The sequence below is a fragment of the Janthinobacterium sp. GW823-FHT03B06 genome (assembly GCF_058796955.1).
This window is the reverse complement of sequence record NZ_JBXAJE010000001.1, coordinates 912,468-933,055: the sequence shown is the minus strand read 5'-3', so window position 1 is coordinate 933,055 and position 20,588 is coordinate 912,468. Positions and strand designations below refer to the sequence as shown.

The window sequence follows — 20,588 nt, the reverse complement described above, 5'->3', positions numbered from 1 at the left end:
TGGTGGCTCTAGAATTTCAGCAGCGCGGCCGTCATGACCCCGCCATACAGCACAAACAGGCTGCCCAGGCAGGCGCTGAAGCCATAGCGGGCGCGGCGGCGGCGTACCTGCTGCAGCGGCGTCCAGTTCATCGATACCGTGCCCAGCACGTTCAAGCCCGTCGCGTCGCGCAGTTCCGAGGGGCTGAGGAAGGTGGGGCGCACCTGGCTGATCAGCAGGGCCGTGGCGACGCCGGCCACCAGCGCCGCGCCCAGCGCCGCACTGAACAGCAGCGGGCGGTTCGGGCCGACGGGCGCATATTGCACCGTGGGCGGGTCGATGATCTTGAAGGCCATCATTTCGGTGGTGGAACTGAGTTCGCCCGACAGCTTGGCCGCTTCGCGCCGGCCGATCAGCTTTTCATAGTTTTCCTTGTTGATGATGTAGTCGCGGTTGAGCTGCGCCAGCTGCGATTCCACCTCGGGCACGGCATTGCTCTGCGCCAGCAGCCGTTCGTTGCGCGCCGTGTATTCCTGCACGCGGGCGCGGATGGCGGCCACCTTGGCGTCCGCGTCCGTCAGCGCCACCTTCAATTGCTGCAGCATGGGGCTGTAGTTCTTGCCCGGGTCGCCGGACGCCGTTTTCAGCTTGCTTTCCTCGATCTTGCGTTCTTCCAGCTGGGCAATGAGCCGCTTCGAAGCGATGATATCGGGGTGCAATTCCGTAAATTGCATGCGCAGGTTGTCGAGGTTCTTGTTGAGCGAGGCGATGCGTTCGTCGAGTTCGGGATTCGTGATGGACGCCGCGTTCGGCTCCATGTCGAGCACGGGCTCGTCGCCCTCGATCTGGCTCTGGATGGCCTTGCGCGCCTGTTCCGCCTCGACCAGTTCCAGCTTGGCATTGTTCAGGCTATCGGACGACATCAGCAACTGGCTGCCATAGTCGATGCCCTGGCGTGGCAGCAGCAGGTTGTTGCGGATCTTGAATTCCTTCACCAGGTTTTCCGCCGCGCTCAGCTTGTCCTCGTAATTCTTGATCTGCTCGTCGATGAATTGCACCGCCTTCTGCGAATCGCCTTTTTTGCCCTGGAAACTGCCTTCGACAAAGATGGTCAGCAGACTTTGCACGACGTCGCGCACGAGCTTGGGATCGCGTCCGCTGTAGCTGATGGTGTAGATGTCATAGGCATTGGTGCCCGTGATCTTGATGCGGCTCATCAACTCGTCCAGCTGGGCCTCGTGCTCGCGTACGGTCTTCGAGTCCAGGTCGAGGTCGACCATGCGCATGACCCGCTCCACGTTCGGGCGGCTGAGCAGGGTGCGGCTCATGATGGCCACCTGCTGCTCCGTGTTCGGCACGCTGGTCATGCCGGCCATCAGCGGCTTGAGGATGGTTTGCGTATCGACAAACACGCGCGCCGACGTCTGGTAGTCATCGGGCAGGGTGATCACCTTGATAAAGCCGCCGATGGCCACCAGCCACGCCACCAGCACCGCATGCCAGCGGTACTTCCAGATGCCTTTCAAGCCGGAAAGCAGTTGCTGTATCAATTCTTCCATGTCGCTTCCTTCAGGTGACGGTGCTGCACGGTAGATGGGCTGGCGGCGCGGACAACGACGACGTCTTGCAAAAAATACTTGCTTGTTGAGTAAGCAAGTATAGGGCGGCTGCGGAGCAAGATTTCCCAAGATGATTGCTTCTTGATACGCCTCAAGGTTCACTTGCCGGGTTTTAATAATCATAGGAAGTTCGCGGCCCAGGCTGGTTCTGCGGGGCTGCCCATGGACGCGCATCGACTCGAAGAGGCTCCGCATGAATCCATTTCGCCGTGTATTTCTCTGCAATACGCTGGTCCTGGCCGGCGCCGCCAGCCTGCTGGGCGCTTGCCGCACCCGCTATCCGCTGGCGCCTTCCGACGACAGCGCTCCCATGCACGATTACCTGATCGGTCCGGGCGACTCCGTCAACATCATCGTCTGGCGCAATCCGGAAGTGTCGCTGACGGTGGCCGTGCGGCCGGACGGCAAGATCACCACGCCGCTGGTCGAGGATCTGGCCGCCAGCGGCAAGACGTCGACCCAGCTGGCGCGCGACATCGAGCAAGCCTTGAGCAAGTTCATCCAGCAGCCCGTGGTGACGGTCATCGTCACCAATTTCTCGGGGCCATATAGCGAGCAGATCCGGGTGATCGGCGAGGCGGCCAAGCCGCAGGCGCTGCCGTACCGGCAGGGCATGTCGCTGATGGACGTGCTCATCGCCGTGGGGGGCATCACCGACTTCGCGGCCGGCAACAAAGCCAGCATCATCCGCATGCGCGAAGGCAACCAGCAGCAGCTGGCCGTGCGGCTCGACGATTTGCTGAAGGAGGGCGATATTTCCGCCAATGTCATGATGCGGCCGGGCGACGTTTTACTGATCCCGGAGAGCTTTTTTTAGCAGCGGCCTCGGCAGTGTCAAAACAGTACTTATATTTGTCATTTTGTACTTTTCGGCAAATTTCAGCGTGTTATTTTGCTATCTAAAGACAGATTTCTTCTGTTTTTTTAGCTAAAGGTGGGAACTTCTCCCGTTTTTGTCTTGTCACAAGGCATTGGCTTCAGTCCGTCTCGACGGCTGCCGATGAACGTGAGGACAAGATGAGCTTTGAAGATGAACCCATTATTTCTTTCGACACGCCTGGTACTTTCAGCGACCTGGTGGTAGGCGAGGGGCAGATCGACCCGGCCATGGAGCATGAACTCGACCTGCAGCGCTTTCATATCCGCATGGCCAATTCGCGTGGCCGGCGCGAAGCGGCCAGCTTGCTGATCCGCAAGATGTACGGCTGGCGCGGCTATGCCGTCGATCCCGGCACGGCCCATGCGCTCAATAAGATCACACTGTTTGCGGAAACGGCCGGCACCACCGTCGGCACCATGACCTTGTGCCTGGACAATGACGAGACGGGCTTGCCCGCCGATGAAAACTTCCGCGACAAGCTCGACGTGCTGCGCGAGCAGGGCCGGCGCCTGTGCGAACCGTCGCGCCTGGCCATCGACAAGGGGGTGAGCAAGCGCGTGTTTGCGGCGCTGATTCATATCTCTTATATCTATGCCCACAATATTCACGGCTTTACGGATTACGTGATCGAAGTCAACCCGCGCCACGTGGTGTTTTACAAGCGCATGCTGGGTTTCCAGGACTTCGGCGGCGAGCGCGAGTGCACGCGCGTGGGGGCGCCGGCCGTGCTGCTACGGCTGGACCTCGATTACATGGGGGCCCAGATCCGCAAATACGGTGGCCTGATGGAACAGCATGGGGGTGAACGGTCGTTTTACCCCTTTTTTTTTCCGACATGGGATGAGCCCGGCATTACGGATCGGCTGAGGCAGGGGCGCAACTGATTATTCATTTATTTTTCAGCAAGATCGCCTGCATGTAGCCGCCTGGAATCGCGTAAGTGATGCCGCTCGGCGCGCTGATGGCCGCCTCCTTGAGGCCCTTGACGTACACCATGTTGACGATGCCGTAGACGAGTCCGGTCTCGGGATCGAACAAGGGGCTGCCGCTGCTGCCCGGATACGCCGTCGCGTCCAGCTGGAACACGGTGTAAGGCGCTTTTTGCAGCTGCGCCAGGCGCCGGACGTCGAGGCGCTGCGCGTTTTCGCTGGGCATGACCACGGGTGTCAGCGATGACACGGTGGCGCGGTGGGTCACGTGGTGCAAGCCCAGCAAGGTGCCGAGCGGAAACCCCGTAAAAGCCATGGCCTGGCCTTCGCGCACCGTGGCCGCGTCACCCAGCGCGAGGGCAGGCAGGGGCGCGCCCGCCAGGCGCAGCAAGGCCAGGTCGTGTTCCGTGTCCAGCGCCTGGACCTTGGCGGGGCGAAATTGCGCTGCCTCGCCCTGGCCCGTGAGTATGCCGATGACTTCGTTCGGATTGGCATCGAGCAGTTTCTGGATCACATGGGCGCAAGTGAGCACGCTCAAGCCGTCGCCGGCGACGAAGCCCGTGCCGATGAAATTCATCGGCGGCGTGCGCGTCTTTTGCAGGCTGCCCACGCCGACGATCGATGGTTTGATGCGCGCGATGGTTTGCGCCAGCGGAGCATCGGCGCGGCATGGCGCACTGGCCAGGGCAAGGCAAAACAGGAGGGCGGAAAAGCATGTCAACGGCAGGGCTTTCATGGCGGCGCACTTTCAACGTGAGGAGGTGGCACGGGCTGCAGCAGCGCGCACAGCAGCATCAGATAGCACAGCAGGGCGATGCGCGGCACGTCGAGCAGGCTGTCGAACAGGCCGACGACGAGAAAACCCAGCAGGGCGGCGGCGCAAGCGAGCGCGCCGGAATCGCCGCGCGCGGCCTGGCGCAGCAGGCGCGTGCCAGCCAGAACCAGCAGGGCCAGCATGGACAGGGCGCCGCACCAGCCTGTTTCGATCAGCAGATGCAAGGCCATGCTCTTGATATGCCACGGCAAATGATGGTGGTCGCTGCTGAAAAACCAGTAATTATTGGCTTGCGTAAAGCTCCCGTTGGCGATCAATTCCTCGCCGCCCGGGGCGCGCAAGCTCAGATTGTCGACTTCGAGCACGGACGAGTCAGCCGCCCCGCTGGCCGCCAGTTCCAGTTGCACGGGCGGGCGCAGCAGCCAGGCACCGGCGCCCAGCCAGGCGCTGTCGAACGGTACTTCATAGTGTTGCCAACCGCCGGGCTGCGTGCCAGGCGGCACAGGCCGTAGGCGCAGCGGAACGTTCACGCAGCCCTGGGCGTACAGCAATTGCCGCTGGCACAGGCGCACCAGCAGCACGGGCATGGGTCCCGTGCGCCGCACGTCGACTGCCAAAGTGTAGTGCGCGGCGGGCTGCACGGGCAGCCGCTGCAGCAGCCGCAGCAGCTCGCCATAACCGGCGCTGTAGCCGGGGCTGGCCAGACGCACATACCGGTTTCCCCCTTCCTCGGCATACGCGATGCTGGCCGGCACTTCGCGCTGGGGATTGTGCCAGTAATATGTAGCGGGAAAGCTGCCGCTACCCGTGCCGAACAGACGGCTGGCCAGGTCGGACGGCTGCATGGCCAGCGCTTGCCGCCAATGACGCAAGCGGCCTTGCATGTCGAAGGCCGTGGTGGCGAAACGTTCGGTGGCGTAATAGCTGGCCGACACGGGGATGGCCAGCAGCAGCAGGATGCCGGCCGCGCCCGCGATGCTGAGGCTGGCCCGGTCCAGCCGCCACAGCGGCGGGCGCAAGCGTCCGTTGCACAGCATCAGCATGGCCAGCAGGACGACGAGGCCAGCCGGCAGCAGGGCGGGCGGACCGGCCCAGTGCCAGCCTATCCACGCCAGATTGCACGCCAGCATGGTCCACGCCATCATCGCCAGGCCCAGTCTGACAGGCCCTTTAGGGGCGCCAGCGCCGGGCCACAGCACGGCTGCCAGCAGCACGGCCGCCAGCAGGAACAGGAAATACGGACCTTTCAGCCAGCCGGCCGTGTGCTGGCCGGCCGGCTCCGGCCACCAGGCGGCCAGCAAGCCCTGCAGGCACAGCGCGCACAGCAGGCTGGCCGGCGCCAGACGCCACGGCAAGGGCCGCGCCGCCAGCACGAAGCTGGCCGCGAGCAGGACGACGGCGGCGAGCAAGCCCCGGTAGCCGGCCAGGCTGAACATGTACACGAGCAGGACGGTGCCCAGCCCGGCCAGCAGCAGCCTCAATAACACACCGCGCACGGGCGGGCGGCCAGGCGGACGCCGCGCCGCGCCGGGCGCCGTGCGCAGGGTTTGCCAGAATCCCAGCAGCATGGCCGCCGCCAGGGCCGCGTACAGGCCGCGTGAAAACGTGGTGAACGCCGCGTGCAAGGCCAGGGCCAGCAGCAGCAAAGCCAGCGCCGCCTGCCAGCGGCTGCGGGCGCGCGCCAGCCACAGTGCGGCAAACGGCAGGCTCAGCGCCAGGTAGCCGTCGAGCGCGGCGCCGCCCGTGTGCATGGCGGAAAACGGCGCCGTGATGCGGTAGTCGCTCGACAGGTTCGTCAGGCCGGGAAACACGGCCCGTTCCCACAGCGCGAACAGCGACACCATGGCCAGTCCGGCCAGCATGCCCGGCAGCGCGTAGCGGCGCAGGGCGGAAGCATTCCCGTCGCGCAGCAGCAGCGGCAGCAGCAGCATGCTCCAGGCCCAGGCCTTGCCCAGCCGCAGGCTGTTGTAGGGACTCAAGTAATTATCCCAGGCGTTCAGGTCGAGGGGCGCCAGCGGCAGCACGCCGCGCAGCAGCGCCGCCAGCCAGGCCAGGCTGCACAGCAGCAAACAGGCACGGGCGGCCGGCGGGAGCGTGGCCGCGGCGCTCTGGACGGGGCCGCCCAGGCGCCAGTAGCCGCAGGCCACCGTCAGCAACAGCAGCACGTCGATTTCTTCGAGGAAGAACCAGCCCGTCCACGGCGCCAGGTCCAGCACGGGCAGCAGGGCGGGCACGCAGAACAGCCAGCAGGCGGGGCGCCAGCACAGCAGCAGGAAATACGCGGGCAGCAGCGCTGCAAACAGCAGGCCGGGCCAGCCGTGACCCAGCGGATAGTGGCGCAAGGCCAGCGCGCAGGCCACGCCCGCCAGCAGGGCCAGCGGACGCGCTGCCAGGCCGGCCACGGCAGCTTGCACAGCCATGGCCTACAGCTGGGTCAGCAAGGCCTGTGCCTCGGCCCGCTGCGGAAAGTCCTTGTTTGCGGCAAGCAATTGTTCCAGTTGCTTGCGCGCACCGCCCTTGTCCCCTGATTTCGCCAGGGCCGCGCCCAGGTGGTACTGCACTTCGGGCGACTTCGGCGCCAGCCCCGCCGCCTGGCGCAGCAGGGCCGTGGCGCGCTTGACGTCGCCTTGCTGCAGCACGATCCAGCCCAGGGTGTCGAGCACGGCGGGATTGTCGGGCGCCAGCTTGAGCGCCTGCTCGGCCGTCGCTTGCGCGCGCGGATCTTTTTCCTGCTGATACGCCCAGGCCAGGTCGTTCAGCGCCACGACATTGCCCGTGTCCTTGGCGACGACATACTGGAAGTGCTCGATGGCGGCGCGGTATTGTTTGGCCGCCAGGTAAGTACCCGCCAGGTACGTGCGCGTCGGCAAGTCTTCCGGATGCTCCTTGAGCCAGGTGACCATGCGCGCATCGGCTTCGCGCGTCTGGCCCGACGCCTGCAAGGCGCGGTACAGCTGCACCTGCAAGGGGCCGATGGGGCTGATGTCGAAGGCGTGCTGGTACAGCTTGACGGCTTGCTGCGGCAGCTTTTGCTCCATCAGCACGTCGCCTTCGAGCTTGTAGCCGGCCGCCAGCTTCGGCTGCTGTTCCTGCACTTGCCGCGCCACGGCCAGCGCCTCGCGCTGGCGGTTCAGGTTCAACAGCAGGGCCACTTCGACCACGCGCGCTTCGAGCAGGGCCGGGTCAAGCGCCTGCGCCCGCTTGACGGCTTGCAGCGCGTTATGATGGTCGCCCAGCGCCAGGTGCAGGCTGGCGATGCGCATCTGCAATGGAGCGGACGTCGTTTGCAGGCTGGCCAGCTTGTTGTAGCTGTCGAGCGCGGCCGGCGCCTGGCCGGCGCTGTACTCGACCTGGGCGCGCAGGGCCAGCGCATCGGCGTCGCCCGGATGGCCCGTCTGCAAGGTGCGCGCCAGTTCCAGCGCCTTGTCGGGCGCGCCCGTCTTCAGGTAAAAATTACTTAATAGCAGGGCCGGCGCGACGGCGTCGGGATTGTCGCGGTGGGCCCGTTCGAGCCAGCGCCGCGCCTCGTCCGTCTTGCCCTGCGATGCGGCCAGCTTGGCCAGCGCCGCGCACAGGTCGGCATTTTTCGGCGCCTTCGCCAGCGCCTTCTCGAAGCGCTGTTTCGCCTGCTCCGGCTTTTTCTCGGCCAGGTCGATCTGCGCCAGGTTGTTCAGGGCGGGCAAGTACACGGGGTCCATGCTCAATGCTTGCTCGAAACTGGCGCGCGCGGCGGGCAGATCGCGCAGGGCCAGGTAGACGCCGCCTTTCAGGTTCAGCAGCAGGGGATTCGTGCCTTTCTGCTGCTGTTCCATCATCTTGACGCTGGCCAGGGCCTTGTCGTTCTGCTTGTTGCGCAGCAAGGTCATCACCAGCATGGTGCCCGCCTGCGGCGTGCTCTTGTCGAGCATGCTGGCGCGTTCCAGTTCATTGATGGCGCGGCTGTTCTCGCCCATGCCCAGGCGGCTGATGCCCAAGGCCGCATGCAGTCTGGCCGTGTCCGGCGCCAGGGTGCTGGCTTTTTCGAAATATGCCGTCGCCTTGTCGTACTGGCGCGCGCGCAAGTGGGCTTCGCCGGCCAGCGACAGCAATTCCACGTCGTCGGGGAAGGCGGTCAGCATCGGTTGCAGCAAGCCGATGGCGGCGTCGGTCTTGCCGCGCATCAGTTCGATCGAGGCCATCATCTTGACGGCGTACAGGTGCTGGGGATACACGGCCAGGAAGCGGCGCAGATAGCTTTCCGCCAGTTGCGGCGAACCGAGCGCCAGTTGCACGGCGCCGGCCAGCAGGATGGACGGCATGTGATCGGGTGCCGCCTTGAGCACCAGCTGCAAGCCCTGCAAGGCCGCCTTGTTCTTTCCCTGGCGAAAATCGAGCAAGGCCTGCGCCTGCAGCAGGCCCAGGCTGTTGGGCGCCGTCTTGCGCGCCGTGGCCAGTTGGGCCGCCGCTTCCAGATAGCGGTTGTCGACGATGTCGAGGTTGGCCAGGTCGATGTGCGCCTGGGTATTGTCCGGTTTGATCTTGAGGATATGCATATAGGCTTGCCGCGCCGCGCCGTTCTTGCCTTGCAGGCGCAGCAGGTCGCCCTGCAGGCGCAAGGCGTCGAGGTTGGCAGGCGCGCTTTTCATGGCTTGCGCCAGCAGCAGCTCGGCCGCCGGTACCTGCTGCTCCAGCGCCGACAGCCGCGCCAGTCCCAGCAAGGCCTCGACCTGGTCGGGATGGGCTTCGAGCAGGCGCGCAAACAGGGCGCGCGCCTCGTCCTGGCGGCCCAGGGCCAGCAAGGCATCGCCGCGCAGGGCCAGCACGCTGGCCGGCTGCGCCGCATCGTCGGGGATCTCGGCCAGCACCTTGTCGAACTGGCCCAGCATCAGCCAGGTCTTGCCCAGCAGTGGCATCACTTGCTGCGGCGCCAGGCCCAGCGATTTTGCCTTGCGCAATTCTTTCTCGGCCGACAGCGCTTCACCCGTGTCGATATAGATGCTGCCCAGCAGCAAGCGCGCGGCCGCATTGTCCGGTTCCTTCTGCAGCAGGTTCTTCAACTGGATGATGGCGGCCCGCGCTTCGCCTTTCTGCCGGTACTGCTGCGCGTCGGCCAGCAGGCTTTCGCTGCTCTGCGTGCCGTGGCAAGCCGTCAGCAGGGGCAGCAGCAAGACACAGCACAGCGCGGCGGCCGGCAGGCCAGGGAAAGGGCGGGACAGGGAAAGGGCCATGGAAATCTCCGGTAGCGGCGTGCGTGGACGATTAGCCGATTCGCGATGGGCGATGGGCATGGCCTAGCTTAAAAAGATGGCAGCCGGTCTCCTTGATTGCGCTCAACAAGCCGCCGATTGTCCGCGCGCATGCTTGCCGCCGTCCCGGTTTTCTTGTTCTCGCTCAAGAATGGACAGACCGGCAACCGTAGAATTTCCCGGACGGTGATGCGCAGACCGCAACCATTCGGAGCACATGCACATGGACAGCAATGTGAATAGCAATATCAATAGCAATAGCAATAGCAAGGCGGGCGTGGTGGCGGTGGTGGGTCTCGGCTACGTGGGCTTGCAGCTGGCCGTGGCGTTTGGCACACGCCAGCGCACGATCGGTTTTGACTTGTCGGCGCGCAAGGTGGAAAGCTACCGGCGCCACATCGACCCGACCGGCGAAGTCAGCCATGAACAGTTGCTGGCCGCGCAATGGCTGAGCGTGGGCTGCGACCCGGCCGAGCTGCAACTGGCCGATTTCATCGTCGTGGCCGTGCCCACGCCCGTCGACAGCGCGCACAATCCCGACTTTTCCGCCCTGGCCGGCGCCAGCGCGGCCGTCGGGCGCCACATGCGGCGCGGCGCCATCGTCATCTACGAATCGACCGTGTATCCGGGCGCCACCGAGGACATCTGCATTCCCATCCTGGAACAGCATTCGGGCCTGCGCTGGAAGGAAGACTTTCATGTGGGCTTTTCGCCCGAGCGCATCAACCCCGGGGACAGGGACCACACCCTGCACAGCATCCGCAAGGTGGTCTCGGGCGATGACGCCACGACACTGGACAAGGTGGCCGCCCTGTACGAAGGCGTGGTCGGGGCGGGCGTGCACCGGGCGTCGAGCATCAAGGTGGCCGAGGCGGCCAAGGTGATCGAAAACACGCAGCGCGATCTGAACATCGCGCTGATGAACGAGCTGGCCATCATCTTCGACCGCATCGGCATCGACACCCTGGAAGTGCTGCAGGCGGCCGGCACGAAATGGAATTTTTTACCATTTCGTCCGGGACTCGTGGGCGGCCACTGCATCGGCGTCGACCCCTATTATTTGACGCACAAGGCGGAAATGCTCGGCTACCACCCGCACGTGATCCTGGCCGGGCGCCGCATCAACGACGGCATGGCCAAGTTCGTGGCGGAAAAGACCATCAAGGAAATGGTGCGCGCCGGCTTCAAATTGAAAGGGGCGCACGTCAACGTGCTGGGCCTGACCTTCAAGGAAAACTGCCCGGACCTGCGCAACTCGAAAGTGGTCGACATGATCCATGAACTGCAATCGTACGGCGTGCAGGTGCACGTGCACGACCCCGTCGCCGATGGCCGCGAAGCGCTGGAAGAATACGGTTTGGCCTTGGAAAGCTGGGAACAGCTGCCGCGGGCCGAGGCCATCATCAGCGCCGTCTCGCACCAGGCGCTGCTGGCCCGCCCGCTGGCCGACTTCCAGGCCAAGGTGCTGGAAAATGGCTGCTTCATCGACATCAAATCGCATTTCGACCCACGTCCGCTGGAGGACGGCGGCCTGCACGTGTGGCGGCTGTGATGGCGGCCGATGCCTTCGAACGGGCCGCAAACGCGGCGCAAGGCGCCACCGCTGGCGGCCCGGCTGCCGGCGCGTACGCGCAAGCCTGCGCGCAACTGGTGCAAACGCCGCGCCGCTGGCTGGTGACGGGCGTGGCCGGCTTCATCGGTTCGCACCTGCTGGAAACCCTGCTGCAACTGGGACAGGAAGTGCGCGGCCTCGACAACTTCATGACGGGCCATCGCCACAACCTGGAACAGGTGCGCGCCAGCGTGGGCGAGCAAGCGTGGCGCCGCTTCACCTTCATGGAAGGCGATATCCGCGACCTGCAGGCGTGCGCGCGCGCGTGCGGCGTGCCGGTACAGGCCGCCAGCGGTGGTAATGGCGATGGCGAGGCGGACGGCGGGACAGATGCGGCCGATGGTGCCAGCGGCGCTGGCGGCAGCCTGGCCGGGCGCGGCCCGGCTGATACGGGCGGCGCTGTCGACTACGTGCTGCACCAGGCGGCGCTCGGTTCCGTCTCGCGTTCGCTGGAAGACCCGCTGCTGTGCCACGCCGTCAATGTCAGCGGCTTCCTGAACATGCTGGCCGCCGCCCGCGAGGCGGGCGTGCGGCGCTTCGTGTATGCCGCATCCAGCGCCACGTATGGCGACCATCCGGCCTTGCCGAAAGTGGAACAGCACATCGGCGCGCCCCTGTCGCCGTATGCCCTGAGCAAATACGTCAACGAACTGTACGCGCAGGTGTACGCGCGCTGCTACGCCATGCAGACGGTGGGCTTGCGCTACTTCAATGTCTTCGGTCCGCGCCAGGACCCGCTGGGCGCCTACGCGGCCGTCATTCCCCGCTGGATCGCCGCCATGCTGGACAATCAAGCCGTGCGCATCCATGGCGATGGCGCCACCAGCCGCGACTTCTGCTTCGTGCACAATGCCGTGCAAGCCAACATCCTCGCCGCCACGCGCACCGACCCGGCCGCCGTCAACCAGGTCTACAACGTGGCTGTCAACGCCCGTACCAGCCTGACCCAATTGCACGCCACCATGCAGCAGATGCTGCTTGCCGTCCGCCCGCAGCACGTACCGCAGGCGCCGCACTACGGCGAGTTTCGCGCCGGCGACGTGCGCCATTCGCAGGCGGACATCGCCAAGGCTGGCCGCCTGCTCGGCTATGTGCCCACGCACACTCTGGCGCAAGGCTTGCGGCAGACCATCGCCTGGTATGTGGCGCAGGCTGGCCGTGCATGAGAACCTGGCCCGCCAAGTGGTCGGAGGCACAAGCTGGCCAGGTACACCCGATATCCGTCCGATCGCCGGCCTTTCAGCGTTGCACGGGCGGCGCTGTCGGCGTTGTTGCTGACGCCGTCGGCGCGGGCGGCTCCGGCACGCCATCGGCCTTGCTGCGCAAAACCCGGGGCGTGCCGCGGAAATCGGCCGTATGCAGGGTCACGGGGCGGCGCCAGATGCGGGCGATGTACGCCAGCACCTGTTCCGCCCGCTCCAGGTCGAGGCCGCGCCCATCGCGCTGGTGATCGTGGCGCAGCACCAGACTGCCGTCGTCGTTGAGCAGCGTGACGGCGATGCACGGCGCGCCATAGTTGTATTTGGGCGCCAGGATGGCTTCGCGGATGGCAGGCAAGTCGCGGCTGGCCAGGCGCGTTTCGCCATCGCGGTGGCTTTCATGCACGAACAGGCCCAGGCGGTCAGCCAGTTCACCGTCCAGATAATTGCGTATGAAACTGCAGTCGTCGTCGTCACGGCAAATCTGGCGCGCCCGCGCCAGTCCTTCACGCTCGATGATGTGTTCCCACATGCAAAAGCCCAAATGATAGGGATTGACGGCCAGCGCCTGCTGGTGCTCGCCCGCGTAAGGGCGCACGACGTCCGAATGGGACTTGATGGCGGACAGGTACAAGGCTGGCGGCAGAAAGTCGGCTTCGCGCAGCAGCCGCGCATGCCAGTATGAGGCCCAGCCTTCGTTCATGATCTGGCAGGCGTATACGGGATAAAAATAAAACGACTCTTCGCGCACGGCCAGGAAAATGTCGCGTTCCCAGTCCGCCAGTTCCGGCCCATGTTGTGCGATAAACCAGAGTAAATCGTATTCGGGCTGCGGCGGCAGGAGCGGGCGCTGCGCCAGCCTTGCCCGGGCCGCCTCATGTGCCGCCAGCGCGGCCGCTTCGCCGGGCAAGCGCCGGTAGCGTTGTGCAAAAGGATCTTCCGCGTCGGGTCTGGCTTGCGTGCCGGCCACGCCGGCTGGCGCCGCTGCCGCCGCATACGGCGGCCGGTGCAGTTCGGCGTGCACGTCCACGTGCTGCTCGAGCGCCAGTGCCGCGTCGAGCACGGCTTCCACCTGCTCTTGCCCATGGCGTTGCAGCGCCAGTTCGAGACGCTGCGCCCGCGCCGCGCTTTGTTCCAGGATGTGCTGGCCCGCCATGGCGCCGAAACGCAGGAACAGGGCATTGCGGCTGGCAAAGTCGGCGTGGCCCAGCACGTGCGCCGTGACGAGGGTGTTTTCCGCCACGGAATTGTGTTCGGCCATGTAGGCATGGCAAGGGTCGCCGGGAAACATGACTTCGAACATATGCGAGTTGCCCATCTTTTGATGCACGAGCTGGTGGATGTAGCGCACGCCGAACGACCAGTGGCGCATGCGCACGGGCAAGCCATAGATGGCGATCTCGGCCATGAAGCTGTCCGGCACCAGCTCGAACTCGACGGGGGCAAATTCCAGCCCCAGTTTCCGCGCCAGCGCTTCGATGCGCGGCGCGTAGGCGTCCAGGCCGGCCAGGTTTGCCGTGCCGCCATGGTGCTGAGCGTCATGCCGCGTCATGCCACGTCCTCCGTCTCGGCCGCTTCGTGCTGGAAAAAGGTGCGGATGGCCGCCCAGACATCGTCATTCCTGCTCAGGATGCTGCTGTGCAAGGGCAAGCCCCGGCGTTCCTGCTCGGCGCACAGGCTGTGCATTTCCGTTTCCAGGCTGCGCGGCACGCCGGGCACGGTTTCCACATAGCCCATGTAGTTGAGCAGGGGGGCCAGTTCACCGAGGGCCAGGCTGGCCGCCGCCCGGTCTTCGCTGAAATTCTCGCCATCGGAGGCATAGAACAGGTAGGCGTTGTAGCGGCCCGGCGCATAGTGTTCCTGCAGCAGTTCGCGGCTCAGGCGAAAGGCGGTGGATGCCATGGTGCCGCCCATGCCGTTGACCTGGAAGAACTCGGCTTCGGAAAACTCCCAGGCCCGCGTCGTATGGGCAATAAAACGTGTTTCCACGCGCGCATACCTGCGGCGCAAGCCCTGCAAGGCAAAGAAAAAGAAGGATTTGGCCAGTTTGCGTTCGGCCTGCGCCATACTGGCCGACACGTCCAGCACGAAAAACACGACGGCGTTCGTGCTGGGCCGGGGCTGTGGCAGGACCTGGCGGTAACGCAAGTCCTCATTGGTGAAGGGCACGGGCTGCGTTTGCAGCGCGCGCCGCTTGATCGCTTCCTTGACGGTGCGCCGGCGGTCCAGGCGCGACCGGGCGCCATGACGGTCCAGTCCGCTACGCACGAGCTGTACCTCGTCCATCGGCCCTACGTGGCGGGGCTTCAGGTGCGGCAGCTCGAAGGCGTCCCACAGCCAGTCGAGAATGTCGTCGATGGGAAACTCCAGCAGCAGGCGTACGGCTCCCTCGCCATCGCCGCCTTCGCCTTGCGTTCCAGCCCCGCCCGTGGCGGCAGGGTCGGCCGCGCGCAGGATATCGCCGGGCTGGCCGTCTCCCTGGCCCGCACCCATGCTGTTGCGCGCGGGCGCCAGGCGGAAACGCGCATGCTCAAGCAGACGCATGGGTACTTGTACCGTGCGCTGCTGCGGCCCGCCGATCAGGTCAGGTGTGGCGATCAGCTCGGGCAAGTGTGCCTGCACGGCGTCGCGCACTTTCTGGTTGTGGCGCAGCCAGTCGCGCGCGCCGCGCGAGAACAGCCCGTACCAGGGCTGGGCCAGGTCGGGCGCGGCGGCTGCCGCAGGACCATCCTGCTTGCCTTTGCCTGGCGAGGTCGTGGCGGACATGGCTATTCCTGTGCCAGCAAGGTGGTCACGTAGTTGAGCGCTTCGCGCGCACTGTGGGCGTCGTAGCCGTATTCGTCGACCAGGCGCTGTTCGACGGCGGAAATCCTGGCCCGCACGTCGTCATCGGGGCGCTTGGCCGAGCCGACCAGACGCAGCACGTCGCGCCGCTGCTCGAACAGATATTGCTGGATGGCGTCGTGCAGTTGCGCATGGCTGCCCAGGCCGAACGCCTCGCCCCGCTTGAAGGCGCTCATGGCCTTGCGCACCACTTCTTGGCGGAACGACTGCTTGCCCGAGTCGCTGATGTGAATTTTTTCTTCCACGGCGCGCAGGAAGCGTTCGTCGGGACGGCGTTCTTCGCTGGTGATGGGGTCGCGGATCTGGCGGTTGTCGAGCATGGCTTCGACTTCATCGAGATATTTGTTCAGCAAGTCTTGCGCCTCTTGCTCGAACGACACGAACAGGGCCTTGTGCACGTCGGCCTTGACCCAGCGGTTATAAAAATCCTTGCGCGTGAGCACCAGGTAATCGACCCACTTGCGCTTGCGCCGCGGTTCGATGCGCGCATCGCTTTCGATGCCGTCTTTCAGGGCCAGCAGCACGTCCATGGTGGACAGGCTGTTGCGCTGGGCGGAAATGATGGCGTGCGACAGGGCATTGATGACGAAACGGGGCGACACGCCCGCCAAGCCTTCGTCGGGCGCCTTGTCGCGTTCGCGCAGGCGGCGGATGTCGGCATGCTGCAAGTCGTCGACGTCTTCGTCGGCGTACACGCGCAGTTTCTTGACCAGTTCCGCTTCCTTGTCGTCGCCCTCGGGCAAGCGGCTCAGGATGGCGAACACGGCCGCCGCATGCAGCACGTGCGGATCGAGGTGCACGTCGCGGAAGGCGGGCGCTGCCGCCTGGATCAACTTGCGGTAAATGCGCGCTTCTTCGCGGTAATTGAGCGTGTACGGCACTTGCACGATGACCATGCGGTCGAGCAGGGCCTCGTTTTCGCTTTCTTGCATGAACTTGCGAAATTCCGCCAGATTCGTGTGCGCGACGATGGTTTCATCGAGGTAGATCAGGGGGAAGCGCGACACCTTGACATTCTTTTCCTGCGTCAGGGTCAGCAGCAGGTAGAGAAATTCGCGCTTGACCTTGAGGATTTCGATCATTTCCAGCATGCCGCGGCTGGCCGCATACACGGCGCCCGACCAGGACCAGGCGCGCGGATCGCCTTCGTCGCCGTACTGCGCCACTTTCGACAGGTCGACGGAACCCACGAGGTCGGCCAGGTCGGCCGTGGTGGGATCGTGCGGCGCATACGTGCCGATGCCGCAGCGGCCCGCCTCGGACAGGTGGATGCGCTCGACGGGCATGCGCAGGAAGTCGCCCCCGTACTGTTCTTCCAGGCGGGCGCGGCAATGGGGACACAGTTCGCCGTGCAGTTCGGCATCATAGCTGGCGCGAAAGTCGGCGCGCATGCTGTGCGGCACCAGATGCAGCGGCGATTCGTGCACGGGACAGCCGGCGATGCCATATAGCGCGCCTTCGCTGCTGTGGCTGTATTCTTCCAGCCCCCGCTTGAGCAAGATCACCATGGTCGACTTGCCGCCCGATGGCGGGCCCAGCAGCAACAGCATGCGCCGGCCCACTTCGGAGCCGGCGGCGGCGGCCTTGAAGTAGGCGGCGACCCGGTCGATCGCCTCGTCGATGCCGAACAGCTCGTCGTCGAACAGGCGGCAGCGGAAGCGCCCGCTGTCGTCGGTCTGGCCGTTCCAGCGCATCATGTCCCACAGATACTGGTGCGCGCTGCGCGTCAGCAGGCCCGCGCGGCCGGGCAGGATTTGCTCGATGAAGTCGGCAAAACTGCCACGCCACGGACTGATGCGGTGTTTTTCCGCCCAGGCCGCCATGCCGTGCACAAAACCCGCATGCTGGCCTTGCTCGCCCGCAGGCGCGTCGTCATCGGATTGGTGTGGCCTACCAGGAATCGTCATTATTTCCCCATCCATACCGTTGCTGCCGTGTGCAGGCCCAGTTCCAGCCTGCCAGTCAAGTATACGACGCTGCCTCTGCCCGCACGACTGATCTCGCTCAACCTTGACGAGGGAACTATTTTTATCCTCGCTGCGCCCATTGAGACAAGGCAGCCATGCGTCAGCGCGGTTCAATCCAGATCAATACTGGCCTGCGCGGCACGTCCACACTGGTCTTGCGACGACCCACGAGGAGAACATAATGATAGGTAACGAGAATGGTTTCAGCGCCCCGCCTGGCGGCAGCGGCAGGGGACAAAGCGCGGACGATGAAGAGGCCGTCGGCCAGTTTGCCGCCCCCGGCGAAGACGACCATACGATCGAGAGCGCGTCCGTCTCGGAGGTACCCGAGGCCCTGAGCGGCGTCAGCATGGAATTGCTGGAAATCAAGCGCAGCATCGAAGACGGCATGCGCCAAAGCATTTCGCAGGCGGGCGGCGTGCGCGCGGCCGATGCCTTCAGCGACGGCGGCAATATCCAGGGCGTGTCCATCGGCCTGGGCGAGGGCGCCAGCGACAGCTCGTCCGGCGAGCCGGGCTTGCCGGCCCTGACCCTGTACGTGGCCGAACCCACCTCCGTCGACCGCGCCAAGGCCGCCATCGTGGGGGCCATGGGCGTGCGCGCCGTGGCCAGCGACAAGGTGCCCGTCAACATCGTCGTCACGGGCGTGATCGATGCGCAACCGCACCGTTTCCGCTTGCGTCCGGCGCCGGGCGGCGTGTCGGTCGGGCATTTCCGCATCACGGCCGGCACCATCGGCTGCCTGGCCGTGGGCCGCAGCGCGCCGCGCAGCGGCCGCTTGATGATCCTGAGCAATAATCACGTGCTGGCCAATTCCAACGGCGGCGTGTTCAACGATTGCATCGTGCAGCCTGGTCCCATCGACGGGGGACGTTGTCCGCAAGACCAGGTGGCCGTGCTCGAGCGTTTCGTGCCCATCAATTTCAGCGGCGGCGTCAATTACGTCGATTGCGCCACCGGCTGGGCCTGGCCTGACCGCGTGCGGCCCGAACTGGTCTATCTGAGCGGCGGCGTGCCCGCCTACTTCCGTATCAGCAATGCGCTGGTGGCCCCCGCGTTGGGAATGATGGTCGGCAAGTCCGGCCGCACGACGCAATTGACGCAGGGGCGCATCACGGGCCTGGGCGCCACCATCAACGTCAATTACGGCGGCGGCAGGATCGCGCTGTTCCAGGACCAGATCGCCATCACGGGCGTGAGCGGGGCGTTCAGCGCGGGCGGCGATTCGGGTTCGTCCATCTGGACCTGGAACCAGCAGCGCAATCCCGTCGGCCTGCTGTTTGCGGGCGGCAACAACATCACGTTTGCCAACCAGATGCGGCGCGTGGTGGCGGCGCTCGACATCAATTTGTACACCTGAGCACGCTGCCAAGTGCCGCCTTGCATAACGCTGCTTTTTGCACGATGATGATTGTATGAGAGGCCGCAGCCATGCATAGTTGTGCCCGGCGAACGGCGCTGCAGCGCCGGATGGCCGGGTGTATCATGGAATGCCTCAGGAGGGTTGTCATGTCAAACAGTAAATTCGTACCATCGCCATATGCCGTCTTCGAAGACGCTGCCATGCCGTACTTACCGGATGAAATTCCTGGACAGGGCATGGGGCAGTACACCCCGGCCGCGCCCCACGGCCGCCTGGAAGCGGCAAAGCGGCGCAACGAGCGGGCGCTGATGGCCATCGACGGCGTGGAAGGCGTCAGCGTGGGACACACGGCCGTGGGCAAGGACGCGCTCGTCGTGTATTTGCGCGACTCGTCCGTCAAGCGGCGCGTGCCGTCGCAGGTCGAGGGCTATCCGGTGGAAACGAGCGTCACTGGCCAGATCGATATCCAGCGCTGGTAGGCAGGCAGGCCTGGCCGCCTGGCCGCGGATCGTTGCGGCGGAAGGCCTGTTGCCAGGCCTTCCGGGTTCCTTTCAGCCTGCCTTACTTGCTCAGGCGGCTGATCGCTTCGGCCACGCCCGCGCCATAGGCGGGGTCGCACAGCGTGCAATTGCCGATGTGGCGTTGCTTGACTTGCTCCGAAGCGCCCGAGATGGCGCGCGCCGTGTTGTCGAACAAGGCTTGCTGCTGTGCCGGCGTCATCAGCTGGAACAGGGCGCGCGGCTGCGAATAGTAATCCTCGTCGACCCTGTGGTTCCAGTGGTCGGCCGCGCCTTCGATGCTCAATGGCGGTTCGCGGAAGTCCGGCTGCTCGGCCCATTCCTGCTCGCTGTTCGGTTCATAGCCCAACGTTCCTCCCTGGTTGCCGTCGACGCGCATCTGGCCGTCGCGGTGGTAGCTGTGGAACGGGCATTTCGGCGCGTTGACAGGGATATGGCTGTGGTTGACGCCGAGGCGGTAGCGCTGCGCGTCGCCATACGAAAACAGCCGGCCTTGCAGCATCTTGTCCGGCGAAAAGCTGATGCCGGGCACCACGTTGGCCGGGTTGAAGGCCGCCTGTTCCACTTCCGCGAAATGGTTGTCGGCATTGCGGTTAAGTTCCAGCACGCCCACCTCGATCAGCGGATAGTCGCCGTGCGGCCATACTTTCGACAGGTCGAACGGGTTCAGGTGATACGTGCCAGCCTCTTTCTCCGGCATGATCTGCACGTACAGGGTCCAGCGGGGGAAATCCTTGTTTTCGATGCTTTCATACAGGTCGCGGTGCGAGCTTTCGCGGTCCTTGCCGACCAGTTCCTCGGCTTGCGCGTCGGTCAGGTTTTGTATGCCTTGCTGGGTTTTAAAGGTGAACTTGACCCAGAATCGCTCGTTTTGCGCATTCAGGAAGCTGAAGGTATGGCTGCCGAAGCCATGCATGTGGCGGAAACTGCGCGGCAAGCCACGGTCGCTCATCACCACCGTCACCTGATGCAGCGCTTCGGGCAGCGAAGTCCAGAAATCCCAGTTGCTGTTGGGGCTGCGCAAGCCCGTGCGCGGGTCGCGCTTGATGGCGTGGTTCAGATCGGGAAATTTCAATGGGTCGCGCATGAAAAACACGGGCGTGTTGTTGCCGACCAGGTCCCAGTTACCTTCTTCCGTATAAAACTTCAGGGCGAAGCCGCGGATATCGCGTTCCGCATCGGCCGCACCCCGTTCGCCGGCCACCGTGGAAAAGCGCGCAAACATCGGCGTTTGCTTGCCCACTGCGCCAAAAATCTTGGCCCGCGTGTAGCGCGTGATGTCGTGCGTGACGGTAAACGTGCCGTGCGCGCCCGATCCCTTGGCATGCATGCGGCGCTCGGGAATCACTTCACGGTCGAAGTGGGCCAGCTTTTCCAGGAACCAGACATCTTGCAACAGGGCGGGGCCGCGTGGGCCGGCCGTCTGGATGTTCTGGTTGTCGACGACAGGCGCGCCAAAGGCGGTGGTCAGCTTTTTCATTGGACTCTTTCTTTCATGGCTAGGCAGAGCAATGGACGCACCGGCGCTACTCAAACACTGGCTGGGCTGAATGCACACTCACCGGGGCTGGTCCAGAGTAAAATTTCTAAAATGCAAACCAGTGTAAACTTTTTGGTACGGGATGGCTTGCCACGCCGTCCGAGCAAGCTCAGCCGGCGTACTTGCATCATAAGCGCT

14 protein-coding genes are annotated in these 20,588 nt (G+C 64.8%); 6 read left to right on the top strand and 8 right to left on the bottom strand.

The annotated features are described in order from the left end of the window. Window positions 1-8 precede the first annotated feature (8 nt). A complete protein-coding gene (locus AC1RBA_RS04310) occupies window positions 9-1,538 on the bottom strand; it encodes an XrtA system polysaccharide chain length determinant (RefSeq protein ID WP_492416799.1) in 1,530 nt (509 codons plus the stop codon). Window positions 1,539-1,791: 253 nt separating this feature from the next. Between AC1RBA_RS04310 and AC1RBA_RS04305 the strand changes: the two genes are divergently transcribed. Next, window positions 1,792-2,415 (top strand): XrtA/PEP-CTERM system exopolysaccharide export protein, encoded by a 624-nt coding sequence (locus AC1RBA_RS04305; RefSeq protein ID WP_230503325.1) that lies wholly within the window; start codon window positions 1,792-1,794, stop codon window positions 2,413-2,415. A 200-nt stretch (window positions 2,416-2,615) separates the two neighbouring features. Next, the gene (locus AC1RBA_RS04300) at window positions 2,616-3,362 is read left to right on the top strand and encodes an N-acyl amino acid synthase FeeM domain-containing protein (RefSeq protein WP_099408420.1); all 747 of its coding nucleotides are present in this window, start codon (window positions 2,616-2,618) and stop codon (window positions 3,360-3,362) included. Between the two features lie 4 nt (window positions 3,363-3,366). On the opposite strand, the gene AC1RBA_RS04295 is transcribed toward AC1RBA_RS04300, so the two are convergent. Genes AC1RBA_RS04295 through prsT form a run of 3 tightly spaced genes read right to left on the bottom strand, consistent with a single transcriptional unit; the run spans window position 3,367 to window position 9,389 of the window. Next, a complete protein-coding gene (locus AC1RBA_RS04295; RefSeq protein WP_230503324.1) occupies window positions 3,367-4,143 on the bottom strand; it encodes a S1 family peptidase in 777 nt (258 codons plus the stop codon). After that, window positions 4,140-6,602 carry a hypothetical protein gene (locus AC1RBA_RS04290; RefSeq protein ID WP_492416798.1) on the bottom strand — a complete coding sequence of 821 codons (2,463 nt, stop codon included), beginning with the start codon at window positions 6,600-6,602 and terminating at the stop codon, window positions 4,140-4,142. Before AC1RBA_RS04290 ends, AC1RBA_RS04295 begins: the two co-directional genes overlap by 4 nt. Before the next feature lie 3 nt (window positions 6,603-6,605). Beyond that, window positions 6,606-9,389 carry an XrtA/PEP-CTERM system TPR-repeat protein PrsT gene (gene prsT / locus AC1RBA_RS04285; RefSeq protein WP_492416796.1) on the bottom strand — a complete coding sequence of 928 codons (2,784 nt, stop codon included), beginning with the start codon at window positions 9,387-9,389 and terminating at the stop codon, window positions 6,606-6,608. Window positions 9,390-9,630: 241 nt separating this feature from the next. On the opposite strand from prsT, the gene AC1RBA_RS04280 reads away from it, so the two are divergent. Together AC1RBA_RS04280 and AC1RBA_RS04275 are read left to right on the top strand one after the other, a co-directional pair. Further along, window positions 9,631-10,959 (top strand): nucleotide sugar dehydrogenase, encoded by a 1,329-nt coding sequence (locus AC1RBA_RS04280; RefSeq protein WP_492416794.1) that lies wholly within the window; start codon window positions 9,631-9,633, stop codon window positions 10,957-10,959. Beyond that, complete coding sequence (locus AC1RBA_RS04275; RefSeq protein ID WP_492416792.1) at window positions 10,959-12,185, top strand: SDR family oxidoreductase; 1,227 nt, start codon at window positions 10,959-10,961, stop codon at window positions 12,183-12,185. The genes AC1RBA_RS04280 and AC1RBA_RS04275 overlap by 1 nt, the downstream gene beginning before the upstream one ends. Window positions 12,186-12,258: 73 nt before the next feature. Here AC1RBA_RS04275 and AC1RBA_RS04270 read toward each other — a convergent pair whose 3' ends face one another. The 3 genes from AC1RBA_RS04270 to AC1RBA_RS04260 are packed head-to-tail and all read right to left on the bottom strand — an operon-like array spanning window position 12,259 to window position 16,969. After that, on the bottom strand, window positions 12,259-13,770 hold the full coding sequence (locus tag AC1RBA_RS04270; protein WP_492416790.1) for a SpoVR family protein: 1,512 nt from the start codon (window positions 13,768-13,770) through the stop codon (window positions 12,259-12,261). Then, window positions 13,767-14,984: a DUF444 family protein gene (locus AC1RBA_RS04265; protein ID WP_492416789.1), complete on the bottom strand. Its 1,218-nt coding sequence runs from the start codon at window positions 14,982-14,984 to the stop codon at window positions 13,767-13,769. The genes AC1RBA_RS04270 and AC1RBA_RS04265 overlap by 4 nt, the downstream gene beginning before the upstream one ends. Before the next feature lie 2 nt (window positions 14,985-14,986). Next, window positions 14,987-16,969, bottom strand: a complete 1,983-nt coding sequence (locus AC1RBA_RS04260) for a serine protein kinase (RefSeq protein ID WP_492416787.1) — start codon at window positions 16,967-16,969, stop codon at window positions 14,987-14,989. A 241-nt stretch (window positions 16,970-17,210) separates the two neighbouring features. Between AC1RBA_RS04260 and AC1RBA_RS04255 the strand changes: the two genes are divergently transcribed. Continuing rightward, on the top strand, window positions 17,211-18,389 hold the full coding sequence (locus tag AC1RBA_RS04255; RefSeq protein WP_492416785.1) for a chymotrypsin family serine protease: 1,179 nt from the start codon (window positions 17,211-17,213) through the stop codon (window positions 18,387-18,389). 149 nt (window positions 18,390-18,538) lie between these two features. Next, window positions 18,539-18,871 carry a hypothetical protein gene (locus AC1RBA_RS04250; RefSeq protein ID WP_141749910.1) on the top strand — a complete coding sequence of 111 codons (333 nt, stop codon included), beginning with the start codon at window positions 18,539-18,541 and terminating at the stop codon, window positions 18,869-18,871. A gap of 82 nt (window positions 18,872-18,953) precedes the next feature. Here the strand turns inward: AC1RBA_RS04250 and AC1RBA_RS04245 are convergent, their stop codons facing one another. Continuing rightward, entirely contained in the window at window positions 18,954-20,390 is a 1,437-nt protein-coding gene (locus AC1RBA_RS04245; RefSeq protein ID WP_070310789.1) for a catalase, read from the bottom strand. Window positions 20,391-20,588: the final 198 nt, after the last annotated feature.